25 protein-coding genes and 1 pseudogene are annotated in these 22,823 nt (G+C 68.1%); 14 read left to right on the top strand and 12 right to left on the bottom strand.

What is annotated here, in order from left to right; genetic code table 11:
• Nucleotides 1-79 precede the first annotated feature (79 nt).
• Nucleotides 80-1,717 (bottom strand): FAD-dependent oxidoreductase, encoded by a 1,638-nt coding sequence (locus B5V46_RS06015; protein ID WP_080615753.1) that lies wholly within the window; start codon nt 1,715-1,717, stop codon nt 80-82.
• 221 nt (nt 1,718-1,938) lie between these two features.
• Between B5V46_RS06015 and B5V46_RS06010 the strand changes: the two genes are divergently transcribed.
• Genes B5V46_RS06010 through B5V46_RS06000 form a run of 3 tightly spaced genes read left to right on the top strand, consistent with a single transcriptional unit; the run spans nt 1,939 to nt 5,086 of the window.
• Nucleotides 1,939-2,466: a TRAP transporter small permease subunit gene (locus B5V46_RS06010; protein ID WP_080615752.1), complete on the top strand. Its 528-nt coding sequence runs from the start codon at nt 1,939-1,941 to the stop codon at nt 2,464-2,466.
• Entirely contained in the window at nt 2,463-4,001 is a 1,539-nt protein-coding gene (locus B5V46_RS06005) for a TRAP transporter large permease subunit (RefSeq protein WP_080615751.1), read from the top strand. Before B5V46_RS06010 ends, B5V46_RS06005 begins: the two co-directional genes overlap by 4 nt.
• Before the next feature lie 17 nt (nt 4,002-4,018).
• Entirely contained in the window at nt 4,019-5,086 is a 1,068-nt protein-coding gene (locus B5V46_RS06000; RefSeq protein WP_231119251.1) for a TRAP transporter substrate-binding protein, read from the top strand.
• 171 nt (nt 5,087-5,257) lie between these two features.
• Here B5V46_RS06000 and B5V46_RS05995 read toward each other — a convergent pair whose 3' ends face one another.
• The 3 genes and pseudogenes from B5V46_RS05995 to B5V46_RS20440 form a co-directional block, all read right to left on the bottom strand.
• Nucleotides 5,258-5,860: a hypothetical protein gene (locus B5V46_RS05995; RefSeq protein ID WP_080615749.1), complete on the bottom strand. Its 603-nt coding sequence runs from the start codon at nt 5,858-5,860 to the stop codon at nt 5,258-5,260.
• Nucleotides 5,845-6,510, bottom strand: coding sequence for a hypothetical protein (locus B5V46_RS05990; RefSeq protein ID WP_080615748.1), 666 nt, complete (start codon nt 6,508-6,510; stop codon nt 5,845-5,847). The genes B5V46_RS05995 and B5V46_RS05990 overlap by 16 nt, the downstream gene beginning before the upstream one ends.
• 255 nt (nt 6,511-6,765) lie before the next feature.
• Nucleotides 6,766-7,384: pseudogene (locus B5V46_RS20440) on the bottom strand (transposase); the annotation flags it as partial.
• Nucleotides 7,385-8,063: 679 nt separating this feature from the next.
• Here B5V46_RS20440 and rpmB point away from each other — a divergent pair.
• From rpmB to B5V46_RS05970, 3 genes are all read left to right on the top strand, one after another.
• Nucleotides 8,064-8,351 (top strand): 50S ribosomal protein L28, encoded by a 288-nt coding sequence (gene rpmB / locus B5V46_RS05980; protein ID WP_080615746.1) that lies wholly within the window; start codon nt 8,064-8,066, stop codon nt 8,349-8,351.
• Nucleotides 8,352-8,596: 245 nt separating this feature from the next.
• Nucleotides 8,597-8,947 carry a hypothetical protein gene (locus B5V46_RS05975; protein WP_080615745.1) on the top strand — a complete coding sequence of 117 codons (351 nt, stop codon included), beginning with the start codon at nt 8,597-8,599 and terminating at the stop codon, nt 8,945-8,947.
• Between the two features lie 44 nt (nt 8,948-8,991).
• A complete protein-coding gene (locus B5V46_RS05970) occupies nt 8,992-9,492 on the top strand; it encodes a copper chaperone PCu(A)C (protein ID WP_080615744.1) in 501 nt (166 codons plus the stop codon).
• Nucleotides 9,493-9,538: 46 nt separating this feature from the next.
• Here B5V46_RS05970 and B5V46_RS05965 read toward each other — a convergent pair whose 3' ends face one another.
• Nucleotides 9,539-10,240 carry an NAD-dependent deacylase gene (locus B5V46_RS05965; RefSeq protein WP_080615743.1) on the bottom strand — a complete coding sequence of 234 codons (702 nt, stop codon included), beginning with the start codon at nt 10,238-10,240 and terminating at the stop codon, nt 9,539-9,541.
• 42 nt (nt 10,241-10,282) lie between these two features.
• On the opposite strand from B5V46_RS05965, the gene B5V46_RS05960 reads away from it, so the two are divergent.
• A complete protein-coding gene (locus B5V46_RS05960; RefSeq protein ID WP_080615742.1) occupies nt 10,283-10,735 on the top strand; it encodes a low molecular weight protein-tyrosine-phosphatase in 453 nt (150 codons plus the stop codon).
• Nucleotides 10,736-10,746: 11 nt separating this feature from the next.
• On the opposite strand, the gene B5V46_RS05955 is transcribed toward B5V46_RS05960, so the two are convergent.
• The 5 genes from B5V46_RS05955 to B5V46_RS05935 form a co-directional block, all read right to left on the bottom strand.
• The gene (locus B5V46_RS05955) at nt 10,747-11,703 is read right to left on the bottom strand and encodes a D-glycerate dehydrogenase (protein WP_080615741.1); all 957 of its coding nucleotides are present in this window, start codon (nt 11,701-11,703) and stop codon (nt 10,747-10,749) included.
• A complete protein-coding gene (locus B5V46_RS05950) occupies nt 11,703-12,041 on the bottom strand; it encodes a tRNA-binding protein (RefSeq protein ID WP_080615740.1) in 339 nt (112 codons plus the stop codon). Before B5V46_RS05950 ends, B5V46_RS05955 begins: the two co-directional genes overlap by 1 nt.
• Nucleotides 12,038-12,859 carry a pyrroline-5-carboxylate reductase gene (gene proC, locus B5V46_RS05945; RefSeq protein WP_080615739.1) on the bottom strand — a complete coding sequence of 274 codons (822 nt, stop codon included), beginning with the start codon at nt 12,857-12,859 and terminating at the stop codon, nt 12,038-12,040. Before proC ends, B5V46_RS05950 begins: the two co-directional genes overlap by 4 nt.
• 32 nt (nt 12,860-12,891) lie before the next feature.
• Complete coding sequence (locus B5V46_RS05940) at nt 12,892-13,395, bottom strand: YbjN domain-containing protein (RefSeq protein ID WP_080615738.1); 504 nt, start codon at nt 13,393-13,395, stop codon at nt 12,892-12,894.
• 656 nt (nt 13,396-14,051) lie between these two features.
• Nucleotides 14,052-14,291, bottom strand: coding sequence for an accessory factor UbiK family protein (locus B5V46_RS05935; RefSeq protein WP_075785043.1), 240 nt, complete (start codon nt 14,289-14,291; stop codon nt 14,052-14,054).
• 111 nt (nt 14,292-14,402) lie between these two features.
• Between B5V46_RS05935 and lgt the strand changes: the two genes are divergently transcribed.
• The 5 genes from lgt to B5V46_RS05910 all read left to right on the top strand — a co-directional run bounded on the left by lgt (nt 14,403) and on the right by B5V46_RS05910 (nt 18,655).
• Nucleotides 14,403-15,293, top strand: coding sequence for a prolipoprotein diacylglyceryl transferase (gene lgt, locus B5V46_RS05930; protein ID WP_080615737.1), 891 nt, complete (start codon nt 14,403-14,405; stop codon nt 15,291-15,293).
• Nucleotides 15,290-16,360 (top strand): class I SAM-dependent methyltransferase, encoded by a 1,071-nt coding sequence (locus B5V46_RS05925; RefSeq protein WP_080615736.1) that lies wholly within the window; start codon nt 15,290-15,292, stop codon nt 16,358-16,360. The genes lgt and B5V46_RS05925 overlap by 4 nt, the downstream gene beginning before the upstream one ends.
• A complete protein-coding gene (gene pgeF / locus B5V46_RS05920; RefSeq protein WP_080615735.1) occupies nt 16,357-17,112 on the top strand; it encodes a peptidoglycan editing factor PgeF in 756 nt (251 codons plus the stop codon). The genes B5V46_RS05925 and pgeF overlap by 4 nt, the downstream gene beginning before the upstream one ends.
• Nucleotides 17,113-17,119: 7 nt before the next feature.
• Entirely contained in the window at nt 17,120-17,599 is a 480-nt protein-coding gene (locus B5V46_RS05915; RefSeq protein ID WP_080615734.1) for a HugZ family protein, read from the top strand.
• A gap of 156 nt (nt 17,600-17,755) precedes the next feature.
• On the top strand, nt 17,756-18,655 hold the full coding sequence (locus tag B5V46_RS05910; RefSeq protein WP_196774360.1) for a CHAD domain-containing protein: 900 nt from the start codon (nt 17,756-17,758) through the stop codon (nt 18,653-18,655).
• Nucleotides 18,656-18,692: 37 nt separating this feature from the next.
• Here B5V46_RS05910 and B5V46_RS05905 read toward each other — a convergent pair whose 3' ends face one another.
• Nucleotides 18,693-20,264 carry a lysine--tRNA ligase gene (locus B5V46_RS05905; RefSeq protein ID WP_080615732.1) on the bottom strand — a complete coding sequence of 524 codons (1,572 nt, stop codon included), beginning with the start codon at nt 20,262-20,264 and terminating at the stop codon, nt 18,693-18,695.
• Nucleotides 20,265-20,455: 191 nt separating this feature from the next.
• On the opposite strand from B5V46_RS05905, the gene B5V46_RS05900 reads away from it, so the two are divergent.
• A complete protein-coding gene (locus B5V46_RS05900; RefSeq protein WP_369822837.1) occupies nt 20,456-20,827 on the top strand; it encodes a tellurite resistance TerB family protein in 372 nt (123 codons plus the stop codon).
• A gap of 3 nt (nt 20,828-20,830) precedes the next feature.
• On the top strand, nt 20,831-21,211 hold the full coding sequence (locus tag B5V46_RS05895) for a hypothetical protein (protein WP_196774359.1): 381 nt from the start codon (nt 20,831-20,833) through the stop codon (nt 21,209-21,211).
• Nucleotides 21,212-21,217: 6 nt separating this feature from the next.
• Here the strand turns inward: B5V46_RS05895 and dacB are convergent, their stop codons facing one another.
• Entirely contained in the window at nt 21,218-22,708 is a 1,491-nt protein-coding gene (gene dacB / locus B5V46_RS05890) for a D-alanyl-D-alanine carboxypeptidase/D-alanyl-D-alanine-endopeptidase (RefSeq protein WP_080615730.1), read from the bottom strand.
• Nucleotides 22,709-22,823: the final 115 nt, after the last annotated feature.

Genomic DNA, 22,823 nt, shown 5'->3' with positions numbered 1-22,823 from the left:
ACCGGGCCGCGACGGGGCTCCAAATCGCCTTTACGGCCCGAAACCTGCGACCAAGCCGTCTTTTCAGACGGGTCCGGACCTATCTGCCGTCCTTTTCATCCCCATCGGGAAGCGCGACACCGCGTTTTTCCATATAGGGCCGGAAATAGTCGCGGAAGGCCGAGAAGCCTTCGGCCAGCATCATGAACTCCTCGCGGTTCATGACCAGCACCTTGCAATCTTCCCTGGCGCGCACCGTGGTCCGGCGCCGGGTCGCCCCGAGGATCAGCCTTTCGCCGAAATGCCCGCCCGGGCCGATTACGCGGGTCGTCATGGCGCCGGTCCCGGCGTCGGTCTCGTCGGGCCGCTCCATCTCGACGGTGCCCGAAATCACCGTGTAGAACCCGTCCGAGCGGTCGCCCGCATTGTAGATACGGTCGCCCGCACGGTAATAGACATAGCGCAGCGGCGGCTTGCCGTAGAATTTCAGCTGCACCAGGCTGCGCGCGCCCAGCATGTCGAGCGACCAGTTGATCATCACCCGGATGCGGGTGCCGATGCCGGGCAGGAGCGCCAGGTAATAGGACCGCCAGATGAACCAGGCGGGAAAACCGGTGATGTTGCGACCGAAGACATTGGCGACGCCGCGCTTGGCGCCCAGCGAGGCCAGCGCCCCGCGCGAAGCATAGGCGAAGGGCTTCGGCGCGCGCCCCCTGACCGTGGCCGCGATGTTCCGGGCAACCCGCTTGGCCTCGCGCACCGCGAATTGCGCGGTCGGCGGGGCGAAATCGGCCCGTTCCGAGGCGCCCTCCTTCAGCGGGATCAGCGCGCAGTCGCCCAGCGCCCAGACCCCGTCGAGGCCCGCCACCCGCAGCATCCGGTCGACCGGGATTCGCCCCTTCTCAAGCGTCAGCCCCATCCGCTGCACCACCGGCAGAGGCGCATTGCCGATGGTGGCGACGATGGTGCGGGTGTCGATCACCTCGCCCGTGGTGGTGACCAGCTGGCGGTGGGTGGCGCTTTTCACACCGGTGCCCAGCTTGATCTCGATGCCGTGGCGCTCGAGATGGCCCACCGCGTAATCGGCCAGAGGCCTGGGCATCTCGTTCAGGATACGCGGCGCGAACTCGATCAGCTGCACCCGCACCTCGGACGGGTCGATCTTGGGGTAGAAGCGCAGCGAGCGGTCGATCATCTCCTTCATCTCGCCGACCGTCTCGACCCCCGAGAAGCCGCCGCCGACCACGGTGAAGGTCAGCGCGCCGCGCTTGGTGTCGGGCAGTTCGGTCACCTGGGCATGTTCGAGCTGCTCGATGATATGGCCGCGCAGGCGGCGCGCATCCTCGAGCGTCTTCATCTTCAGCGCATGTTCCTCGAGCCCCGGCATCCGCGAAAAGTCGGTGCCCTGGCCCAGCGCGATCACCAGATGGTCATAGCCGACCTCGGTCGGGCGCCGCTGGATGCCCTGGAAAACGGTCACCACCTTGCGCTCGAAATCGACGCTGTCGACCACGGCCTTGCGCACGAAGATGCCGTCGAGGATGAACCGCAGCGGCGAGACCGCATGGGCGGGCGTGATCGAACCGCCCGCCACTTCGGGCAGAAGCGGCTGGAAGACGAAATAGTTCTGGGCGTTGATCACCTCGATCTCGGCCTTGCGGCCGAACTGGCGACGCAGCGCGCGGGCTGCATACATGCCCCCGAAACCACCCCCCAGAACCACTATCCTGGTCGCCATCGCGCCCTCCTGTCCTCGCTCGGTCCTGCCTGACGGTCCTGCCTGGCTCTCGCGGCGCTGCAGGATAAAGCATCGCCAGCCCGCCGCCAGACGGTATATTGTCATAGGGGCAAGTTCTTCGGCCGAACTTGCGCCACCGGCCCGGGCAGGACCTGCTTCGCCCCGTCCTGTCCAGATCGCCAATTGCGGTTCGGCCCCGACTGTGGCAAGGCCCCGGACCAATGAAACGCGCCGCGCCCCTCACCGCCTATCTCAGGCTCTGCAACTGGCTCGACCGTGCCACGCTGGCCTATTGCGTGGCGGCGGCCCTGTTCCTGACCGGGTCGACCCTGGCCATCGTGATCCTGCGCTACGGCTTCGGCACCGGCTCGATCCAGTTCCAGAACGCCGCCGATTATGCCTTCGCGAGCCTTCTGGTCTTCAGCATTCCGGTCACGCTGGCGCGCGGCGGCCATGTCCGGGTCGAGGTCTTCTCCGAACGGCTGTCGCCGCGCTATATCCGCATTGCCGACATCGTCGCCGTGCTGGTCTTCCTGATCCCGGTTTTCGGGCTGATGATCCGGGCATTCTGGCCCGATCTCTCCTATTCCTGGTCGATCCGCGAGGGCGCGATCGAGACCGGCGGTCTGGACGGGCTCTTCATCGTCAAATCGACCCTGCCGCTGGCCTCGACGCTGATGATCCTGCAGGGGATCGCGATGATCGTGAAACCGGCCGAGCGAGGCAAAGACATGCAGGAGACCCTATGACGGGGCAGGAAGGCGTGCTGCTGGCGCTGCTGCTCGGGCTGTTCGGCGGCATTCTCAGCGGCATCCCGGCGATGCTGGCGATCGCGGGCGTGCCGCTCGTGACCGCGCTGATCGCCTCGGCCTTCGGGCTGTTCGACCTGAGTTTCCTCAACTTCTTCCCGGGCCGGGTCTGGGGCGTGATGTCGAACCGGCTGCTGATGGCGGTGCCGCTCTTCGTGCTGATGGGGGTGCTGCTCGAACGCGCGCAGCTTGCCGAGCGCATGCTGGGCGTGCTCGGCCGCCTGACACGCGGCTCGCCGCGCGGCATGGGGCTGAGCGTGCTGGCCTTCTCGGCGCTGATAGCGGCCTCGACCGGCATCATCGGGGCGACGGTGGTCATGCTGGTGCTGATCTCTCTGCCCGCGATGCGCTCGGCCGGGATCGACAAGCGGCTGGCGGCGGGGCTGATCTGTGCCTCCGGCACGCTCGGTCAGGTGATCCCGCCCTCGATCATCCTGGTGCTGCTGGGCGACCAGATCGGCAATGTCTATCTCGAGGCGCAGCAGGCGGCGGGCAATTTCGCGCCCGACCCGGTCTCGGTCGGCGATCTCTTCGCGGGTGCGCTGCTGCCCGGGCTGATGCTGGTCGCGATCTATGCCGTCTATGTCGCGCTGCGGCTCGGCCCCGCGCCCGAGCCGCGCGCGCCCCGCGAAGCGGTGCCCGTCTCGGAAATCCTGTTCACCTTCCTGCCGCCGGTCCTGCTGATCCTCGCGGTGCTGGGCTCGATCCTCGCCGGCGTCGCCACCACGACCGAGGCAGCGGCACTCGGCGCGGTCGGGGCGTTGCTGATGGCCGCGCAGCGGGCCGGGGGCAGCGCGTTCGGGCGCGGACTGATCGCCTCTGCGGGGCTTGCGGCGCTTCTTCTTGTCGGGATGGGCATGGCCGGGCTCGGCCGCGCAGCCCTCGGCACCCTGCCGGGCCTGCTGGCGCTTGGCGCCGCGATCCTGATCGCGACGGGCACGCTGATGGCGGGCCTCCGGACCTGGCGCGCGGGCCTTTTGCAGGGCGCGCTGAGCGATACCATCCGGATCTCGGGCATGGTCTTCGGCATCGTGGTCGCGGCCTCGCTGCTGTCGCTTGTCTTCCGCGGCTTCGGCGGCGATCATCTCGTCGAGGAGCTCATGGCAGGCCTGCCCGGCGGCGGCATGACCGCGATCTTCCTGGTGATGGCGGTGATCTTCGTCCTGGGCTTCATCCTCGAGGCGGTCGAGATCATCTATATCGTGGTCCCGCTGCTGGGCCCGCCGATCCTTGGCTCGGACATCTCGCCGGTCTGGTTCGCGATCCTGATCGCGATGAACCTGCAAACCTCCTTCCTGACCCCGCCTTTCGGCTTCGCGCTGTTCTATTTCCGCTCGGTCGCGCCGCCCGACATCACCACGCTCGACACCTATCGCGGCGTATTGCCCTTCGTGGCATTGCAGCTCGTGGCCCTCGGCGTCCTGGTCGCCCTGCCCGAGCTTGCGACCTGGCTGCCGCAGACGATATTCCGGTAGGCGCAACGCAAGAGGACATGATGCACCGCAGAACCTTCCTGAAAACGGGCGCCGGCGTCGCCGCGGCCGGCACGCTGGCCAGCCCCGTACTCGCCTCGGGCAAGATCCACTGGAAACTGCCCACCGCCTTTCCCAAGATGGCCCCCGCCGTGGGCACCAATGTCACCAATTTCGCCGCGCGCGTGGCCGCGATGTCGGATGGCCGGCTGAGCTTCACCGTCTATGGCGCGGGCGAGCTGGTGCCGGCCTTCGGCGTCGAGGATGCGGTGCAGGCCGGCAACGCGCCCGTCGGGCATGGGCCGACCTATTACGCTGCGGGCAAGAACCCCGCCCTGCACTGGTTCACCGGTGTGCCCTTCGGCATGACCTCGGCCGAGCACATGGCCTGGCTGCGCTGGGGCGGCGGTCAGGAGGTCTGGGACGAGATCTATGCCCAGCGCAATCTCAAGCCTCTCTATTCCGGCAACTCGAACACGCAGTCTGCCGGCTGGTTCAGGAAGCCGATCGAAAGCGTCGAGGATCTCAAGGGCCTGAACATGCGCATCGCCGGGCTCGGCGGCGAGGTGTTCCGCAAGCTCGGCGTCAATGCGGTGCTGATGCCGCCGGCCGAGATCTTCCAGGCGCTGCAATCGGGCGCCATCGACGCGGCCGAATGGGTCTCACCCCATCTCGACCAGGCCTTCGGGCTGCAGAAGATCACCGATATCTGCTACCTGCCCGCCTTCACCGAGCCGGGCGCCGGGCTGGCCGTCGTGTTCAACCAGGATGCCTGGGACGAGCTGACGCCCGATCTGCAGGCGATCTGCGAGGCCGCGGCGCTGGCCGCCGCCTATGAGGTGCAGGGCCAGTTCGACCATTTCAACGCCAAGTCGCTGGCCGAGCTCAAGGCGCAGGGCGTGCGCTTCCTCAACTTCCCCGAGGAAGTCATCACCGCCCAGCGCGATGCCTGGAACGAGGTCCAGGATGCGCTGGCCGCCGAGCATGCCGATGTGGCCAAGGTCCGCGCCAGCTACGACCCGGCCCTGGCCGAGGCCCGCGACTATGCCCGGGCGATGACCCTGCCGCTTCTGGCCGGGCGCAGCTGAGCCTGTCACCTCACCCCTCAAACCCGAAGGGCCGCCCTGCCGGGGCGTCCCTTCCATACTGTCGGGCACTGGTGGCCGGTTGCGGTCGCCGGTGAAGGACTTCACACGATCATGCCCGCATCTATGCAGTCGCAGGGTCGATGCGGGAAGCTATTGAATCCGGGATGGCTTTCACCACCATGAACGGACAAGATTTTCTCTTTTGCCGCCGGGGTCTGCCGCCATCTTCTCTTCGACACCAATCCGCTGGAGCTCGGTGTAGCTATCAGTCGAGGGGATGAATGTCTGGTCTTGCCCCCGTTTCACCGGACATTCAGGCGGTTGCAGCTTAAGCCGCAATGAACTCTCCGAGCTTGCCCCTTCATCCCGGACTGGGCTGATATTCACTGCGGCCATCACGGGACCCGTGTCGATCCTTGCCTGATCCGGCGTCCGGTCGCCGGTGCTAGGGTGACGACGGTGTCGATTGCAGAGGATGGCAATCTGCTCGGACAGAGCGGCCTTCGTCTCCTGGCGCATCCGGCCCCTGATGCGGTCGACCAGCTCGTTCTTGAGCGATGCGCAGAAGCTCTCCATGGGAGCGTTATCCAGCCACTTGCCTTTCCGGCGCATCGACGCGTCGGCTTTGCGGGTCTCCAGACGCCGCCTGCAGTCACTGGCCGCGCACTGGACCCCGCGATCCGAATGCCAGATCAACCCCGGTACCGGCCGCCGGTTCTGCAGCGCCATGCCCATCGCATCGAGGGCCAGCCTGATTTTCAGCTGCTCTGACATCGCCCCCCTACGATCTTCATCCCCGCCATGTCCTCGACCCCGACCAGATAGAGCCAGCCCTCGTCAGCCGGCACCTCGCTGATGTCGGCCAGCCAGATCCTGTCCGGCTCCGCAGCCCTGATATTCCGCTTCGGCAAGTTCGGCGCGATGCCGAGGTTGTGCCGGCTGGCGGTTGTCCGCGGAACGCGGCCGACCGCGCCTTGCTGGCCGATGCCACTCGCCATTGCCGCTCGGACCAATGGCGGACAAAGGCAACCGCGGGGTGCCCTGTAGCGCCCGCGGAGCGCCTCGAAGATCGCACATATCCCGGGAAGAAGACTGTCCCGCGCGGCATGGCGCAGCGCTCTTTTCGGGGCGGCGGCGCACCAAGGGGGGAACCAGCTCGTGCTGGCCGAGAGCACCTGCCAGATGAGGCCGACGCCGTGTTCGCCGAGATGGTCCGCGATGAAGGCGAGCTTGTCCTTCATGGCTTCGCCGCCCAAGGCGCGAAAAGCGGTCACAGGCTCACTCGAACGCATGCCGCTCGCCTGTTCACCTGTCCGCATCGCATCCCCCTCTTCCTTCAGGCGCCGGTTCTCGCCGCGCAGCTCGATCAGTTCCGCGGTCTCGACCTGCTGCCGCCGGATTGCCCCGGCCGAACCAGCGGCCACGCGTTCAAGTCAAGCCGCCAGCTTTTCAGCCGCGACGGCGTCACGCCCGGGGTCGCGCGCGATGCCGGTCTGGGCGGCGCCGAGCTCTGACCGACGCGAAACGGCCTGATCCTTGAACCCGCCGGTGAAACGGCGGAGGCTGTCTGCTCATAAGGAGGCCTTCGCTTTGTAAGCACTTCGACTCCCGGTCCGGGATCCGGAGGAACGCTCAGGCCGGTTCTGCATCACCCTCGGGGATGGCCGCATGGCAACGGCATATCCCCCGTCGGCGGTGACGGTATCGATTTCCTCTCCGCGCGGGATCTGAGAGAGCCGCCCCCGCAATGAGAACGATCGGGAGACGATCCGGCGGATCCTTTTTCCGGCGAATGGGCTGTCGTCCTGACCGCGCGAGGGGACCTCGGCTGCGCGGATGTCGCCGGTGGCGGTGTTCATCTGGAGATGAAGCTTGCGTCCTTCGCGCCGGCGCATCGCGCCGTGCTTGCGTGCGGTCCAGTCTCCATCGCTGCGGAAGGGGATGCCATCCGGCATTGCCTCGCACCAATGGCGGGCAATAGCTCATTGTCGATCAACAGGTTCAAGGGTTGACAGAAGCAGCGGCATGGAGGCTGCACTGCGAGAAGTGCCTGGCGTTGGCACGGCGACGAACAGTCAGGACCTGGCCGGTCGAGCCCGGTCATCCGGATCAGGCGCGCGACCGGGCCGAACAGGCCCCTCAAGCTCAGACATGTCCGGATCGCAGTCGTCAGGGAAATGGCCCCCCGGACCGTTTCCTGCCCCTTCAGATTCGGAAAAAGCCTCTGGATGCCCCTGTTTGCCCCGGCCACCTGCCCCGCCACTCCATCTCGGAACCAAACCAGATCGCCAACGGCCCTGGTCGTTCCTGTCCGGGGAGCTGGTGTCATGTCGACGCCGCTGGCGGTGTGATCCAGGGAGGTCCTCGAGCTGCAGGATTAAGATGGCGTCTCGAAGCGTCACCCCAGGCCATACCGAGAGCCCGATGACCAAGACCAGCATGGACCGACCCGAACTTCTGCCCGGGCTGCGGCCACAGGATCGGCCTCATAACCCGCCGCCTCGGCACGCCGGTTCCATGGGCCGCTTTGCCAAGCCACCCGGTCCCCGACTGGCGCATGACAGGCGCCGCCCCCGCGACCCCGACCGTCCCGGCCCTCGCCACCCGCCGGGCAGACCTCCGTTCCAGATGATCCACCGCGAGGCCGCTGCACAAGCCACACAGCTCGCCCCAAGAGCCGACAGCGCGGGCGTCGAAGCCCGGATCTGGCGTGACCGGGGTCATTTTCCAGCCCCAAACCGGCGATGACAGGATCGCGCTTTGCCCTGACCGGAGGATCGCTGCTCCCCAGACCATCCCACCCCGCTTCCATACCCCGCCTCATCGCGCCAAGCCTCCCATTCCCGCACAGGCCCCCCTTCCCTGCCTCGGGATGAATCGCTTGACCTCGCCCCTTCTTCCCCCTATTCAGCCCGGACAGAATTCCCGGCGCTGCCTTTGCGGCGTCTGTCGCTTTATCGAAACGAGGAAAACAACCATGTCGCGCGTCTGCGAACTGACCGGCAAAGGGCCGATGACCGGCAACAATGTCAGCCACGCCCATAACAAGACCAGGCGCCGGTTCCTGCCGAACCTCAACGAGGTGACCCTGATCTCCGACGTCCTGGGCCGGTCCTTCAAGTTCCGCGTCTCGGCCGCGGGCCTGCGCACCGTCGACCACCGCGGCGGCCTGGACAACTTCCTGGCAAAGGCCAGCGAAGCAGAGCTTTCCGAAAAGGCCCTCAAGGTCAAGAAAGACATCGAGAAGGCCCAGGCCACCGCCTGATCCGGCCCGGCCTACCCTTCTTGTGCAAACAGTCCGACGGCCCCGCTTGCGCGGGGCCTTTTGCATGCGCCCCTTCTTCTTGGCACCAATACCCCCGCCGGAGGCGCCGCGCGCCTGCGCGCGGCCCGGCCCAACTCGGGCCAAGCGGGGCGCCAGCCCCGTGCAGGCTGGAGGCGGGAGCGCCCGCCCGCTGCCCGGCACGAAACCGGCTCGCCCCCGGTCTCGAACCGCTCTAGACTCGCGCCATGACCGGGCTCCGCTCTCTCCTCGGCCTCTGCCTCGCACTGCTGCTCGCGCTCACCTCGCTGAGCCTCGCGGCGGCACGCACGGCGCCGCGCCCGGTCGACCGGTTCCTGCTCTGCACCGGCTTCGGCCTGCAGGCCATAGAGATCGACGCGACCGGGCAGCCGATCGGACCGCCGCATATCTGCCCCGACGGGCTCGCGGCGCTGGCAGCCCTTGCCCCCGCGCCCCCAGCCCTGCCGCTCCGCCTGCTCCGCGCCCGGCCGCTGCGCCGCCCGGCCCGGCGGCCCGCTCCCTGCGGATGCCGCCCACCGCGGCCCCGCTCGCGCGCCCCTCCCGGTCGCATCGCCTGACCCCCGAAGACCCTTCCAGACAGCCAAGGACCAGGAGGCCAGAAATGTCCCTGAAAACCACTCTCTATGCGGGCCTGATCGCGCTCGCCTCCGCCCTGCCCGCCATGGCCGGAGATATCGTCGTCGAGGGCGCCTATGCCCGCGTCTCCTCGCCGATGGCGCAATCGGGCGCCGCCTTCATGACCCTCGTCAACAACGGCGCCGAGGACGACCGGCTGATCGCCGCCTCTTCCGACGCCGCCGAGCGGGTCGAGCTGCACACCCATGTCTCGGATGCCAATGGCGTGATGCGGATGATCGAGGTCGAGGAGGGCTTCCCGCTGCCCGCCCATGGCCGGCACGAGCTGCGCCGCGGCGGCGATCATGTCATGCTGCTCGGCCTGACCCGTCCACTGAACCCGGGCGACATGGTCGATCTGACCCTGACCTTCGAGAGGGCCGGCAAGCTCAAGATCCAGGCCCCGGTCGAGAAGGTCCGTCCGTCGGTGGGCGGCCATGCCGGCAACGGCGCAGACATGCCGATGAAGGGCCACATGGCGCAATAGGCCGCTCGGGGCGCCGGGGGCCATCCGGCCTCCGGCCCATCCATCCTCAGCCCCGGGCGCCGAGATAGTCCTCGACCCAGCCCGGCACGATCTCCGAGGCGGGCCCGTGCCGGACCCGGTCGAAATAGCCGGCCGTCTCGGAGGGCTCGAGGTTCAGCTCGAGCGTTCCGGCCCCGGCCCTTGCCGCATCCTGCACGAAGGCCGCCGCCGGATAGACGCTGCCCGAGGTGCCGATCGCCACGAACAGATCGGCCACGCGCAGCGCCTCCCAGATCTCTTCCATGTGATAGGGCATCTCGCCGAACCAGACGATGTCGGGCCGGGTCGCGGGCGCGCCGCAGGACGGGCAGGCATCCGCCACCCGCATCTCGGCCGGCGCCTGCCAGCCCGCGCCGCAGGCCGTGCAGCGCGCCCGTGCCAGTTCGCCATGCATGTGCCAGACCGCGCGGCTTCCGGCGCGCTCATGAAGATCGTCGACATTCTGGGTCACGATCCGGACCGATCCGGGCGGCAGCGCCGCCTCGAGCCGGGCCAGAGCCAGATGCGCCGGGTTCGGCGCCGCCTCGGCCGCATTCCGGCGCCGCGCATTGTAGAACTGCATCACCAGCCCCGGATCGCGGGCAAAGCCCTCGGGCGTCGCCACATCGTTCAGGTCGTAGCGGGTCCAGAGCCCGTCCACGTCGCGGAACGTGCCAAGCCCGCTTTCGGCCGAGATCCCGGCCCCGGTGAGAATCACGATCTTGGTCATCAGGCCTACCTCCGCTATCCCTCAGAGCAAAAGGAGGCCGCCATGACCACCCGAATCCTTTTCGTCTGTCTCGGCAATATCTGCCGCTCGCCGACCGCGCATGCGGTGTTCCAGACCCTGGCCCGGGCCGAGGGCCTCGATGTCGAGGTCGAAAGCGCGGGAACGGGGGGCTGGCATGTGGGCGATCCGCCCGACCCGCGCGCGATCCGCGCCGCGGCCGGGCGTGGCTACGACCTGACACGGCTGCGCGCCTGCCAGGTCAGGGCCGCCGATTTCGCCACCTACGATCTGATCCTCGCGATGGACCGCTCGAACCTCACCGCGCTGGAGCGGATGCGCCCGATCGACAGCGAAACGCCGGTCAGTCTGTTCCTCGACTTTGCCGAAGCCGACCGCGACGAGCTGCCCGACCCCTATTACGACGGCAGCTTCGATCTGGTGCTCGATCTGGTCGAGGACGCCTCGCGCGGGCTCATCCGCCATCTGGCGGGCTGAGCCCCGACCGCTCAGCCGACCGGATCGGGCAGCGGCCGGCCGTCCAGATGGGCGCGGATATTCTCGACCGCCATCAGCCCCATGGCGGTTCTGACCTCCAGCGTCGCGGTGCCGAGATGGGGCAGAAGCGTCACGTTCTCGCGGCCCCGCAGCGCCTCGGGCACCTCGGGTTCGAATTCGTAGACATCAAGTCCCGCCCCCGCGATCTTGCCCGCCTCGAGCGCCGCGATCAGCGCCGCCTCGTCGACCACCTCGCCGCGCGAGATGTTCACGAGATGCGCGGTGGGCTTCATCGCCGCCAGCACGCCGGCCCCGATCAGATGCCGGGTCGCGGCCCCGCCCGGCACCGCCGAGACGAGGATATCGACCTCGGCCGCCAGCGCCTCGGGGCTGCCCAGCGCCCGGGCCGGAAAATCCAGCACCTTCGGGCTGCGGCTGTGATAGAGAACCTCCATGCCGAAGCCGAAATGACAGCGCCGGGCAATGGCCTGCCCGATATTGCCCATGCCGAGAATGCCGACCGTCCGGCCGGTCACATGCAGCCCCAGCATCTGCGTCGGATGCCAGCCCTGCCAGCGACCCGCGCGCACCAGCCGCTCGCCCTCGCCTGCGCGGCGGCAGCTCATCAGGATCAGCATCATGCCGATATCGGCGGTCGCATCGGTCACGGCGCCGGGCGTGTTGGTCACAGCCACTCCGACCGACCGCGCCGCCGCCACGTCGATATGGTTGAAGCCGACGCCGAAATTGGCCAGCAGACGCGCCCGCGGCACGGGCACATCGGCGAAGACCGCGGCCGAGAAGGCATCGCCCAGCGTCGGCAGCACGATGTCATAGCCCGTGAGCGCCGCGCGCAGCTCGTCCGGCGACAGCGGCTGCGTCGATTGCCGGAACTCGGTCTCGCCCAGGGGCCGGGCCGCCTCGACGACCATCTCGGGCATCGGGCGGGTGACGAGGATCTTCGCCATCAGAACAGCCGCCCGCCCAGAGGCACGTCCTTGTCGGGCACGATCAGCACCACCTCGCCATTCTCGTCGGGCAGACCGAGCACCAGCACCTCGGAGCGGACCTTGCCGATCTGGCGCGGCGGGAAATTGACCACCCCCAGCACGCGGCGGCCCGGCAGGTCCTCGGGCGCGTAATGCGCGGTGATCTGGGCCGAGCTTTTCTTCTCGCCGATCTCTGGGCCGAAATCGACCCAGAGCCGGATCGCGGGCTTGCGCGCCTCGGGATAGGGCTCTGCCCGGCTGATCTGCCCCACCCGGATATCGACCTTGAGAAAATCGTCGAAGGAAATCTCGCTCATGCGCCCAGTTCCCTGCCGCGTGCCGTCGCGGCCGCGACCGCCTTTTCCAGAAGCGACGGAAAGCCGGTCTCGGGGTCCATCAGCACCGCCAGCGCCGCCGCCGTCGTGCCGCCCGGCGAGGTGACGTTGATGCGCAACTGTGCGGGGTCCTCGGCGGCCTCCTCGGCCAGTTGCCCCGCCCCCGCGACCGTGGCCTTGGCCAGTTTCATCGCCATTTCCGGCGGCAGGCCCGCGGCCTCGCCCGCCTTGGCCAGGGTCTCGATCAGGTGGAACACATAGGCGGGCCCGGAGCCCGAAACGGCCGTGACCGCATCCATCTGGCTTTCATCGTCAAGCCGCACCGTCTGCCCCACGGCCGACAGAAGCGTCTCGGCCAGCGCCAGCCCCGCCTCGTCGACCTTGGCGTTGCCGATCAGAGCGGTGATGCCGCGCCCGACGGCGGCGGGGGTGTTCGGGATGGTCCGCACCACCGGTGCCCCGGCGCCCAGCCGGTCGGAGAAATAGCCAAGCGTCTTGCCCGCCGCGATCGAGACGAACAGCGTGCGCCCATCGGCAAAGCCCGCCACCTGCGGCAGCGCCTCGTCCATCAGCTGCGGCTTGACCGCAAGCAGCACCAGCGCGGGCGCCCCGGGCAGATCCTCGTTGAGATGAAGCCCCTCGGCGGCCCGTGCGCGCAGCCAGTCGGAGGGGTGCGGATCGAGCACCCAGACCGCACCTGCGGGCAGGCCGCGCTTCAGCCAGCCCTCGAGCAGCGCCGATCCCATCTTGCCGCAGCCCAGAAGCACCAGCCCCCGGGCGGAAAGGTCGTCGAATTCCATGATATGCCCCTTCTGCCTGTCGGGGCCGGAGGTTAGGCGCGCCCGTAGGCATCCGCAATGGCGACCTGCAGGGCATTGGCGGGCGTGCGGTCGGCCCAGACCACCAGCTGGAAGGCCGGGTAGAAGCGCTCGCAGGAGGACACCGCCGCCTGGATCAGCTGGTCGATCTGCTCCGGGCTTGCGGTCTGCCCGCCCGACAGCATCAGCCCGTGGCGCCAGACCATGAGCCGCTGATCGTGCCAGAAGGTGAAGGCTCCGGCCCAGCACATGTCATTGGTGGCATTGAGCGTCTCGTAAAGCACCGGCAGACGTTCGGGCGGGGGCTCCATCTCGAAGGTGCAGACCAGCCGCAGCGTCTCGTCGAAGGCCGACCAGGCCAGGGTGATCGAATAGGTCCGCCACTGGCCGACCACCGCCATCGCGATCTGGTCATCGGTGACACGGTCGAATTCCCAGTCATGATGCGAGGCGAGAGTCTCGACCAGGTCGATGGGATGGATCTCGTCGCTCAGCAGGTAATCTTCGGTATAGCTCATGCCCGGCCTCGCTTTCGGTCTAGCCCAGGCTGGACCGAGGCCCACTAGGCTTTGGCTCTTGCTCTAGGTCCGGGGGAGCACCCCCGTTTCCTTACAAAATATGGTGAGGGCAAAGCCGGAGGCTGTAAAGTGGATTTTTGTTAAGTTTGAAAGACAGACCGCAATATCTTGTGGACAATTCAGGCGTGACGCGGAAATCCGGAACGCGTCGGGGATCTGTGGATAAAGAGATCCCTGCCGGACGGTCTCCGGCCAAAGCTCTCGGAAGGCCGGCCGGACCGCGCACGGCCTCCGGGCCCATCAGACGGCGCGGGTTGCCTTGCGCCATCGCGATGACGGCCGAGCGGAACCGGACAGGGAAAGAGACCATCTTCCGATGCGGAGAGGCGGCCCGTTATCCGGCGCGCGACGATCCAGAGGGGCAAAGACGGACAGCGGGACCGCCCGGGGGGCACAGCCCCATGTCAGATCCGGGTCCGGGCCGACAAAGGCTGGCAAAGGCGGGATGCCAGACAGGATCCGCCGATGCCGTGAGACGGATAAAGCCCGGCTGCGGCAGCAGACCGGACAAGGCCCGCGGCGGGACGCGCCGCTTTGCCCTAGAACGAATTTTCGTCGAAAATTCGCCCCCTGGCGGCCGCCGCGCAGAGCGCCGCCTATTTCGCTTCCAGCGCCGCGATCCGGGCTTTGAGCGCCTCGTTCTCCTCGCGCGCCTTCTGCGCCATCGCCCGCACCGCGTCGAATTCCTCACGCGTCACGAAATTCCGGTCGGCGAGCCAACGGTCGAGCATACTCTTCATGGCGGTCTCGGCTTCGTCCTTGGCCCCCTGGGCCACACCCATGGCATTCGTCATCAGCTTCGACATGTCGTCGAGAAATTTGTTGCGGGTCTGCATGGCGGCCTCTGGCTTTTATACTGGCTTTCACAATCGCGCCCTATATGGCCCGCAGGCGCGCCAAGCTCAAGGTTGACTTCGCCGCGCCGCACAGAGAACAGAAGACCCAGGATGCAAGCGGTACTCTCTTTCCCCGACCTCAGCCCCGAGATCTTCTCGATCTCGGTCTTCGGCCTCGATTTTGCGCTGCGCTGGTACGCGCTCGCCTATATCGCGGGCATCGTGCTTGGCTGGCGCCTCGTCGTCGCGCTGATGCGCCGCGACCGGATCTGGGCCGGATCCCGCCCGCCGATGCGCCCCGATCAGGTCGAAGAGCTTCTGACCTGGATCGTGCTGGGCGTGATCCTCGGCGGAAGGCTGGGCTTCGTGCTGTTCTACAAGCCCCATGAATACCTCCAGGCCCCCTGGGAGATCCCGATGCTCTGGCATGGCGGGATGTCCTTCCATGGCGGCCTTCTGGGGGTGATGGCCGCGCTCGTGATCTTCACCCGCAAACAGGCCGTTCCGCTTCTGCCGGCTGCGGACGCGCTCGCGCTCGCAGTGCCCATCGGCCTCTTCTTCGGACGGATCGCGAATTTCATCAATGCCGAGCTCTGGGGCCGTCCCTCGGATCTGCCCTGGGCCGTCGTCTTTCCGGGCGCAGCCGCGCAATACTGCCCCGACTGGAACAGCCTGCCCTGCGCCCGCCACCCCTCGCAGCTCTACGAGGCCGGGCTGGAGGGCCTTCTGCTCGGCGGGCTCCTGCTCTGGCTCGCGCTGGCCCGCGGCGCGCTCGAGGCGCCCGGACGGATCGCCGGAACCTTCTTCACCGGTTACGGGCTCGCGCGCTTCGCGGTCGAGTTCCTCCGCCAGCCCGATGCGCAATTCGCAGGCCCCGGCAACCCGCTCGGGCTTGCCCTGCACTGGCAGGGCTACGGGCTGACCATGGGCCAGTTGCTGTCTATGCCGATGATCGCGTTCGGCCTCGGCCTCATCCTGCACGCGGCAAGGCCCCGGACATGACCGAAACCCCGCTCGCCCGCCTTCTCGCCCGGCGAATCGCCGCGACCGGCCCCATCAGCATCGCCGAGTTCATGACCGATTGCCTGATGCATCCCGAACATGGCTATTACAGCACCCGCGACCCGTTCGGACTGTCGGGCGATTTCACCACCGCCCCCGAGATCAGCCAGATGTTCGGCGAGCTTCTGGGGCTCTGGCTCGCGCAGGTCTGGCTCGACCAGGGCGCGCCCGCCCCCTTCACCCTGGCCGAGCTGGGCCCCGGGCGCGGCACGCTGATGGCCGATCTCTGGCGCGCGACACGGGGCGTGCCGGGGTTTCACGCCGCCGCGCGGCTGCATCTTGTCGAGACCTCGCCCCATCTCAGGGCCCGCCAGCGTGCAACCCTGCCCGAGCAGGACATCGCCTGGCTCGACAGCGTCGACGCGCTGCCCGAGGCGCCGCTTTTCCTGATTGCCAACGAATTCTTCGACGCCCTGCCGATCCGCCAGTTCCAGCGCGACGCCGCCGGCTGGTGCGAGCGTCTGGTCGGGCTCGACGGCGGGCGGCTGAGCCTCGGGCTGTCTGCGCCCTTGCCGCTGGCCGCGCTCGATCACCGGCTTGCCGATACCACGCCCGGCGACATCGTCGAGACCTGCACCGCCGCCGAGACCATCCTCGCGCGCCTCGCCGCGCGGATTTCCGCCCATGGCGGCGCGACGCTGATCGTCGATTACGGCGGCTGGCACAGCCTTGGCGACACCCTGCAGGCGCTGCGCGCGCACCGGCCCGAGCCGGTCCTGGCCCATCCCGGCGAGGCCGACCTGACCGCGCATGTCGATTTCGAGGCGCTGGCCCGGGCCGCAACCGGCCTGCAGGTCAGCGGCCCCGTGCCGCAGGGCGCCTTTCTCGAACGACTGGGAATTGCGGCCCGAACCGAGATTCTGGCGCGAAACCTTGCCGGCGATGCCCTTGCAGGACATCTCGCCGCACATCGCCGCTTGACCCATCCCGAGGAAATGGGAACGCTCTTCAAGACGCTCGCCCTCACCCCCGCACACGCTCCCGATCCGCCAGGACTGCAGTCATGACTCTGGAAATACTCACCTCTGACGCGCTGGCTCCGCTCCGCCACGGGTTCTTCACCCGCCGCGGCGGCGCCTCTTCGGGGGTATTCGCGGGCCTGAATTGCGGCGGCGGCTCGTCGGATCTGTCCGAGGCGGTGGCGATCAACCGCAACCGGGTGGCAGGCGCGATGGGGGTGAAGAACGACCGGCTGGTCACCGTTCACCAGGTGCATTCCGCGGCTGTCGCGGTGATAGAGGCCCTGCCCGAAACCCCGCTGCGCGCCGATGCGATGGTAACGCGGCAGCCCGACCTGGCGCTGGGCGTGCTGACCGCCGACTGCCAGCCGGTTCTCTTCGCCGATCACGGCGCCGGCGTGGTCGGCGCGGCCCATGCCGGCTGGCGCGGCGCGCTTGGCGGCATTCTCGAGGCCACGCTCGAGGCGATGGAGGCGCTCGGCGCCCGGCGCGCGGAGACGACCGCGGTGATCGGCCCCACGATCAGCCAGCGTGCCTATGAGGTGGGTCCCGACTTCCTTGACGCCTTCCTGAGCGAAGACCCGGATTCGGCACGGTTCTTCGCCGCCGGCCATGGCGACCGGATGCAGTTCGACCTGCCGGGCTTCAGCCTCGCGCGGCTGCGGGGCGCCGGTATCGGCCAGGCGGCCTGGACCCGGCATTGCACCTATTCCGACCCCGAGCGGTTCTTTTCCTACCGGCGCAGCGTGCATGTCGGCGAGGCCGATTACGGGCGGCTGATCTCGACGATCCGGCTGTAAGCCCGGCATGGCGACCAGCGACCCGTTTCGCCCGGTCGATGCCACCGCCTTGGCGCTGGCCCGCAAGCTGATCGCCGGGGCCCGGTTCGCGGCGCTGGCAGTGCTGCGCGACGGCGCACCCTTCGTCACGCGAATCGCGCTGACGCAGGGGCCGGACGGTCTGCCGGTGACGCTGGTCTCGGATCTGGCGCCGCATACGACGGCGCTCCGCGCCTGTCCCGACTGCTCGCTCCTGCTGGGCGAACCGGGCCCCAAAGGCAATCCGCTGACCCATCCGCGGCTGACATTGCAGGCCCGCGCGGTCTTCGTCACCTGCCCCGCCGACCGGGCGGCACTGCGCGAAACCTATCTGAGGCAGCAGCCCAAGGCCCGGCTCTATGTCGATTTCACCGATTTCCATTTCGTCCGGCTGATGCCGCAATCCGGGCATCTGAATGGCGGATTCGGGCAGGCCTTCCGGCTCGACGCCGCCGATCTGACCGGCTGATGCCCGTTTTCGCGGCAGCGTGAGAGCAGACCGCCCCGGCCCACCCAATCCCGGCCCGCAATGCTTCCACCGCTGTCACAAAAGGCTCACAATCCGCGCCTAGGCATCGGAGGCATTCCGGTTCCATGCGAGTTCACGAAGACGACGCTTTCCGACATGACCTACCGCCTGAAACGCTCGGACAAGACCACCGAAGCCGCGCTGCGGCGGATCGCGGTCGAGGAAATCGACGCGGCACTGGCCGAGCTCGACGCGCCGCGCCTCGGGCTTACCGAGAAGGTGCATGCGCTGCGCAAACGCAGCAAGAAGCTGCGCGCCCTGATCCGGATGGTCCGGCCCGACTTTCCCGCCTATGCCCGCGAGAACGCGGCGATCCGCGACGCTGCACGGCGGCTGTCGGCCCTGCGCGACCGCGACAGCATGATCGAGGCCTTCGACCGTCTGGCCGCGGCCGGACGGCTGTCGGACCTTCCGGTCGGGGTCGCGCCGTTGCGGGCGCATCTGCTGGCGGGGCGCGCGCGCGCCATGGCGCGGACGGATATCGAGGCCGATCTGGCCGCCTTCCGCGAAACCATGGTGGCCCTGCGCGAACGGGCCCGGAGCTGGACGCTTTACGGCCATGGTTTCCGGCCGTTGCGGCGGGGGCTCGAACGCACCTTCGCCCGCGCCAGAAGCGGCCAGAGGGCCGCCGCGCGCAGACCGAAGGACGCCCAGCTACACGACTGGCGCAAGCGCGTCAGATATCACGGCTTCCATACCCGGCTCATGCGCCCCCTCGGGCCCGAGCGGCTGCGCCGGCGCTCGGAGCGGATCGACCGGCTCTCGGAGCTTCTCGGAGAACATCACGATCTCGCGCTGCTCGGCGCCCATGTCGCGGCCAGCCCCGACCTGCCCGGCGGTCCTGAACTGCGCGCCGAGCTTTGCGCCCGGATCGCGGCCCGGCAGGCGGAACTTGCGGCAAGGGCACAGAAGCTGGGCAGGAAGCTCTTCAGCCAGCCCGGCGGGACATTCGGACGCCTCTGGAAACGGCGCTGGAAGGCCTGGCGCCGGGCCTGAAGGCTCGACGCCTGCAATCAATCGGATCACGGGCGGCTCAGCCGCGCGCCAGCGCATCCTCGATCAGCCGCACCGTCTCGTCGATGCCGTAAAGCGCGATGAACCCGCCGAAGCGCGGCCCCTGGCTCGCGCCCAGCAGCACCTCGTAAAGCGCCTTGAACCAGTCGCGCAACGGGTCGAACCCGTGATCCTTGCCGACCGCGAAGACGAGGCTTTGCAGCTCTTCGGCATCCTGTCCGCCCTCCCAGAGCTTCAGCCGGGCAACGAGATCCTCCATCGCCGCGCGTTCCTTTGCATCGGGGGCGCGGAACTGGCGATGCGGCGCCACGAAATCATGGAAATAGCGCACCGCGAAGGCCGCCGCCTGATCGAGGTCGGGATGGGTCTCGGGCGAGGCCTCGGGCGCATAGCGTTTGATGAAGCCCCACAGCCCGTCCTTGTCGGTCGCCCCCGCCACCGAGGCCAGGTTCAGAAGCATCGCGAAGGGCACCACCATCCGGCTTTCGGGCGGGATGCCGCCATGGATATGCCAGACCGGGTTGTCGATCTGCGCCTTCGGCTCCTGCCCCGGATAGGCGCGCAACTGCTGATGATACTCGTCCACCGCCTTCGGGATCACGTCCCACCACAGCCGCTTGGCGGTCTTGGGCTTCTGGTACATGAAATAGCTCAGGCTCTCGGTCGAGGCATAGCTCAGCCATTCGTCGATGGTCAGCCCGTTGCCCTTCGATTTCGAGATCTTCTCGCCATTCTCGTCGAGGAAGAGCTCATAGGTGAAATGCTCGGGCTTCCTGCCGCCGAGGATCTCGCAGATCCGGTCATAGATCGGCGTGTTGGTGGAATGGTCCTTGCCATACATCTCGAAATCGACGCCGAGCGCGGCCCAGCGCGCGCCGAAATCGGGCTTCCACTGCAGCTTTACGTTGCCGCCCGTCACCGGCAGCGTCCATTCGCGGCCGGTCTCGTCATCGAAGGTGACGGTGTGGTTCGCGGCATCGACATGCTTCATCGGCACATAAAGCACCCGCCCCGTCTCGGGATGGACCGGCAGGAAGATCGAATAGGTCTGCTGACGCTCGTCGCGCAGCGATTTCAGCATGACCTTCATGATCTCGTCATAGCGTTCGGTCGCCAGCTTCAGCGTGTCGTCGAACCGGCCCGAGCGGTAGAACTCGGTCGCCGAATAGAACTCGTATTCGAAGCCGAAAGTGTCGAGGAAACGCCGTAGCATGGCGTTGTTGTGATCGCCGAAGCTCTCATATTCGCCGAACGGGTCGGGCACCGAGGTCAGCGGACGCTGCAGGTTCTCGTGCAGAAGCTCCTGGTTGGGAACATTGCCGGGCACCTTGCGCATGCCGTCCATGTCGTCCGAAAAGCAGATCAGCCGGGTCGGAATGTCCGAGATCGCCTCGAAGGCGCGGCGGATCATCGTCGTGCGCAGCACTTCGCCGAACGTGCCCATATGGGGCAGGCCCGAGGGACCGTAGCCGGTCTCGAACAGGATATGGCCCTTGTCCGCGGCCCCCTTCTCGGCGCGCTTGAGCAGCTTCCGGGCCTCTTCGAAGGGCCAGGCCTTGGAACTCATCGCGGCATCGCGGAGGTTGGACATGTTTCGCACTCTCTTCGCTGGCCGGACCCTGCGCCGGTCGCTTCGTGGCCGGACCCCATGCCCGGCAAGGCCCCGACTCCTATTGCCCCCCTTTCGCCTCGTCAATATTCTGCGCCGCAACAGGATCCACGGAGGCACCATTGACCGATACCGAAACGCCCCTTTCCGCCCAGGACGCGCTGGTCGCGATCATGGTGGCGGTCTCTGCCTCCGACGAGACCATCCGCACCGCCGAGCTGGTGACCATCGAACGGATGGTGAATCACCTGCCGATCTTCGCCGACTACGACCAGGACCGGATCCGGATCGTGGCCCAGACCGTGTTCGACCTGTTCAGCGAATATGACGGGCTCGACGCGCTGTTCGGACTGGTCAGCGAGGCCTTGCCCGAGAAGCTGCACGAGACCGCCTATGTGCTGGCCTGCGACGTGGCCGCGGCCGACGGGCGGCTGGGCGAGACCGAATTGCGGCTGCTCGAGGAAATCCGCTACGAGCTGAATATCGACCGTCTGGCCGGCGCGGCCATCGAGCGCGCGGCGCGGGCCCGGCACATGGTGCTCTAGCCGGTGGTGCCGGTCGGTCTGCCCGTCGATCTGCCCGCGCGGTTCTGGCCCTTTGCCGACCGTTTCGTGGCCAGCGCCCGGATCGTGCTCGACCGCCCGAAGGGCTCGGCCCATCCGCGCTTTCCCCAGATCGTCTACCCGCTCGACTATGGTTATCTCGACGGCACCCGCGCCATCGACGGCGACGGGGTGGATCTGTGGCGCGGCAGCCTGCCCGAGCCCCGGGTCAGCGGCGTCATCGCCTCGATGGACCTGACCAAGCACGATGCCGAGCTCAAGCTGCTCCTGGGCTGCACCGGTGCCGAAATGGCCCGGATCGATGCCTTTCACAATCAGGCTGGCTTCGTCGCCGGGCTGCTGATCGCCCGGCCCGACGGGGTCTGAGCCGCCTCAGGCATAGGTCCCGGCCCAGCGCCGCAACAAGTCGTGCTGCAGCATCCGCGCCCGCGTCAGCCAGGCCCGGCCGCCCGGCGGACGCTCCATCTCCTCGGGCCTGATCCGCGCCCGCCGCTCCTCGTCGGCCGAGAAGATCGCAAAGGCCATCTGCCGTCCGCCAGGGCGGCCGATATATCCCGCCAGCGCCGAGACGAAATTGAGCGTGCCGGTCTTGGCCACGACCTCGACCGGATGCTCGGGCAGCGGCCGGCCCGAGCCATCGCGCAGCGGGACCTCCTTCAGGAGCGGCCTGAGCTGCCCCTCGGGCGCGGCGATGGCCAGCGTGCGCACCAGGTCGAGCGGCGAGAGCCGGGAGGCCTCGCCCAGCCCGGAATGATCGACGAAGCGGGCCTTCGGCGCGCCCATCCGCGACGCCATCCACTCGGTCATCGCCTGTCCGGACTGGGCCAGGCTCTGCGGCTGCCCGCCGCGGGCGATGGTCGCGGCCAGCCCCACCACCTCGGCGGTGACATTGGTCGAGTATTTCAGCATGTCGTGCAGGATCTCGGACAGCGGGGCGCTGTCGATCCGGCCGATCTGGAAGGCCTCGGCCGATCCTTTCAGGACCTCGGGCGCGCCAAGCGCGATCCCCTGCGCCCGGGCGAGGGTCTGGAACACCTCGGCACAGTAAAGCGCGGGGCGGCGCACCGGCAGCCAGCGCGCGCCCTCGGCGCCCAGCGCGCCACGGGCCACCGTCCATTCGTCGATGCCGCCCTTCGAGGCATAGGTATAGACCGGGGTGGTACGGTCGACGACCAGCATCCGCGCCACGCCGACCGCGGGCGAATGGCGCCGGGCACGGGCATCCATCGTCACCGCATAGCCGTCGGAGGCGCGGCGCCATTCGAAATGGACCCGGTTGAAATTGAGGTTCAGCCCCGAAAGCGCCGGATTGTAGCCCACCTGGGGCGGCTGGTCGGGATCGATCGCCGGAACCATGGGCAATGCGCCTGCATGGTAGAGGAACCGGCCCGCGACCTCGACCACGCCATTGGCCCTGAGCTGTGCCGCGAGATCGCCAAGCTGGTCGGTATCGAGCGTCGGATCGCCCCCGCCCACCAGCACCAGATCGCCCTCGAGCCGCCCGCCCGCGATCGGGCCGGTGGCGATCAGCCGCGTCGTGAAGCGGTATTCGGGCCCCAGCGCGTCGAGCGCGTAAAGCGCGGTGACCGATTTCGCGACCGATGCCGGCGGCAGGCCCAGCTCCGGCCGGTGCGTCTCCAGAAGCGCCCCGGTCCCGAGATCGGCAATCGCGAAGGCGACCTTGCCCGACAGGCCGGCCCGTTCGAGAAGTTGCGCGGCATCGGCGATGTGGTCGCCCTGTTGCGGCCGAGGCCGCGGCACCAGCGAACGCTCGAGCGGCGCGCCAAGTGCAGCAGAGGCCGGACCGGCCAGAAGCCCGCCAAGAAACAGGCGCCGCGAGAAGGAATTTCCGGAATTTGTCATGCGCGCGAGTGAACCAAATCGGCCGGGTGGCGGCAAGCCGGGAAAGGGGACGCCGCCCCGATCCTGCCAGGCCCCGCCCCGACCCGGACCGGATGCTCCGGAGCCACCGCGCTCA

The organism is Rhodovulum sp. MB263 (assembly GCF_002073975.1).
Taxonomy (GTDB): domain Bacteria; phylum Pseudomonadota; class Alphaproteobacteria; order Rhodobacterales; family Rhodobacteraceae; genus Rhodovulum.
Note: the sequence above shows the minus strand (reverse complement) of the source record. Positions and strands in the feature narration are given on the sequence as shown.

What these genes read in the sequence shown, in the direction of transcription:
- B5V46_RS05900 (WP_369822837.1), top strand. Translation starts at nt 20,456, where the DNA reads ATGGTGGCGGTCTCTGCCTCCGACGAGACCATCCGCACCGCCGAGCTG.
- B5V46_RS05960 (WP_080615742.1), top strand. Translation starts at nt 10,283, where the DNA reads ATGACCACCCGAATCCTTTTCGTCTGTCTCGGCAATATCTGCCGCTCG.
- B5V46_RS05950 (WP_080615740.1), bottom strand. Translation starts at nt 12,041, where the DNA reads ATGAGCGAGATTTCCTTCGACGATTTTCTCAAGGTCGATATCCGGGTG.
- B5V46_RS05915 (WP_080615734.1), top strand. Translation starts at nt 17,120, where the DNA reads ATGGCGACCAGCGACCCGTTTCGCCCGGTCGATGCCACCGCCTTGGCG.
- B5V46_RS05955 (WP_080615741.1), bottom strand. Translation starts at nt 11,703, where the DNA reads ATGGCGAAGATCCTCGTCACCCGCCCGATGCCCGAGATGGTCGTCGAG.
- B5V46_RS05905 (WP_080615732.1), bottom strand. Translation starts at nt 20,264, where the DNA reads ATGTCCAACCTCCGCGATGCCGCGATGAGTTCCAAGGCCTGGCCCTTC.
- B5V46_RS05975 (WP_080615745.1), top strand. Translation starts at nt 8,597, where the DNA reads ATGACCGGGCTCCGCTCTCTCCTCGGCCTCTGCCTCGCACTGCTGCTC.
- B5V46_RS06000 (WP_231119251.1), top strand. Translation starts at nt 4,019, where the DNA reads ATGATGCACCGCAGAACCTTCCTGAAAACGGGCGCCGGCGTCGCCGCG.
- B5V46_RS06015 (WP_080615753.1), bottom strand. Translation starts at nt 1,717, where the DNA reads ATGGCGACCAGGATAGTGGTTCTGGGGGGTGGTTTCGGGGGCATGTAT.
- proC (WP_080615739.1), bottom strand. Translation starts at nt 12,859, where the DNA reads ATGGAATTCGACGACCTTTCCGCCCGGGGGCTGGTGCTTCTGGGCTGC.
- pgeF (WP_080615735.1), top strand. Translation starts at nt 16,357, where the DNA reads ATGACTCTGGAAATACTCACCTCTGACGCGCTGGCTCCGCTCCGCCAC.
- B5V46_RS05940 (WP_080615738.1), bottom strand. Translation starts at nt 13,395, where the DNA reads ATGAGCTATACCGAAGATTACCTGCTGAGCGACGAGATCCATCCCATC.
- lgt (WP_080615737.1), top strand. Translation starts at nt 14,403, where the DNA reads ATGCAAGCGGTACTCTCTTTCCCCGACCTCAGCCCCGAGATCTTCTCG.
- B5V46_RS05970 (WP_080615744.1), top strand. Translation starts at nt 8,992, where the DNA reads ATGTCCCTGAAAACCACTCTCTATGCGGGCCTGATCGCGCTCGCCTCC.
- B5V46_RS06005 (WP_080615751.1), top strand. Translation starts at nt 2,463, where the DNA reads ATGACGGGGCAGGAAGGCGTGCTGCTGGCGCTGCTGCTCGGGCTGTTC.
- B5V46_RS05935 (WP_075785043.1), bottom strand. Translation starts at nt 14,291, where the DNA reads ATGCAGACCCGCAACAAATTTCTCGACGACATGTCGAAGCTGATGACG.
- B5V46_RS05910 (WP_196774360.1), top strand. Translation starts at nt 17,756, where the DNA reads ATGACCTACCGCCTGAAACGCTCGGACAAGACCACCGAAGCCGCGCTG.
- B5V46_RS05925 (WP_080615736.1), top strand. Translation starts at nt 15,290, where the DNA reads ATGACCGAAACCCCGCTCGCCCGCCTTCTCGCCCGGCGAATCGCCGCG.
- B5V46_RS05965 (WP_080615743.1), bottom strand. Translation starts at nt 10,240, where the DNA reads ATGACCAAGATCGTGATTCTCACCGGGGCCGGGATCTCGGCCGAAAGC.
- B5V46_RS05995 (WP_080615749.1), bottom strand. Translation starts at nt 5,860, where the DNA reads ATGTCAGAGCAGCTGAAAATCAGGCTGGCCCTCGATGCGATGGGCATG.
- rpmB (WP_080615746.1), top strand. Translation starts at nt 8,064, where the DNA reads ATGTCGCGCGTCTGCGAACTGACCGGCAAAGGGCCGATGACCGGCAAC.
- B5V46_RS06010 (WP_080615752.1), top strand. Translation starts at nt 1,939, where the DNA reads ATGAAACGCGCCGCGCCCCTCACCGCCTATCTCAGGCTCTGCAACTGG.
- dacB (WP_080615730.1), bottom strand. Translation starts at nt 22,708, where the DNA reads ATGACAAATTCCGGAAATTCCTTCTCGCGGCGCCTGTTTCTTGGCGGG.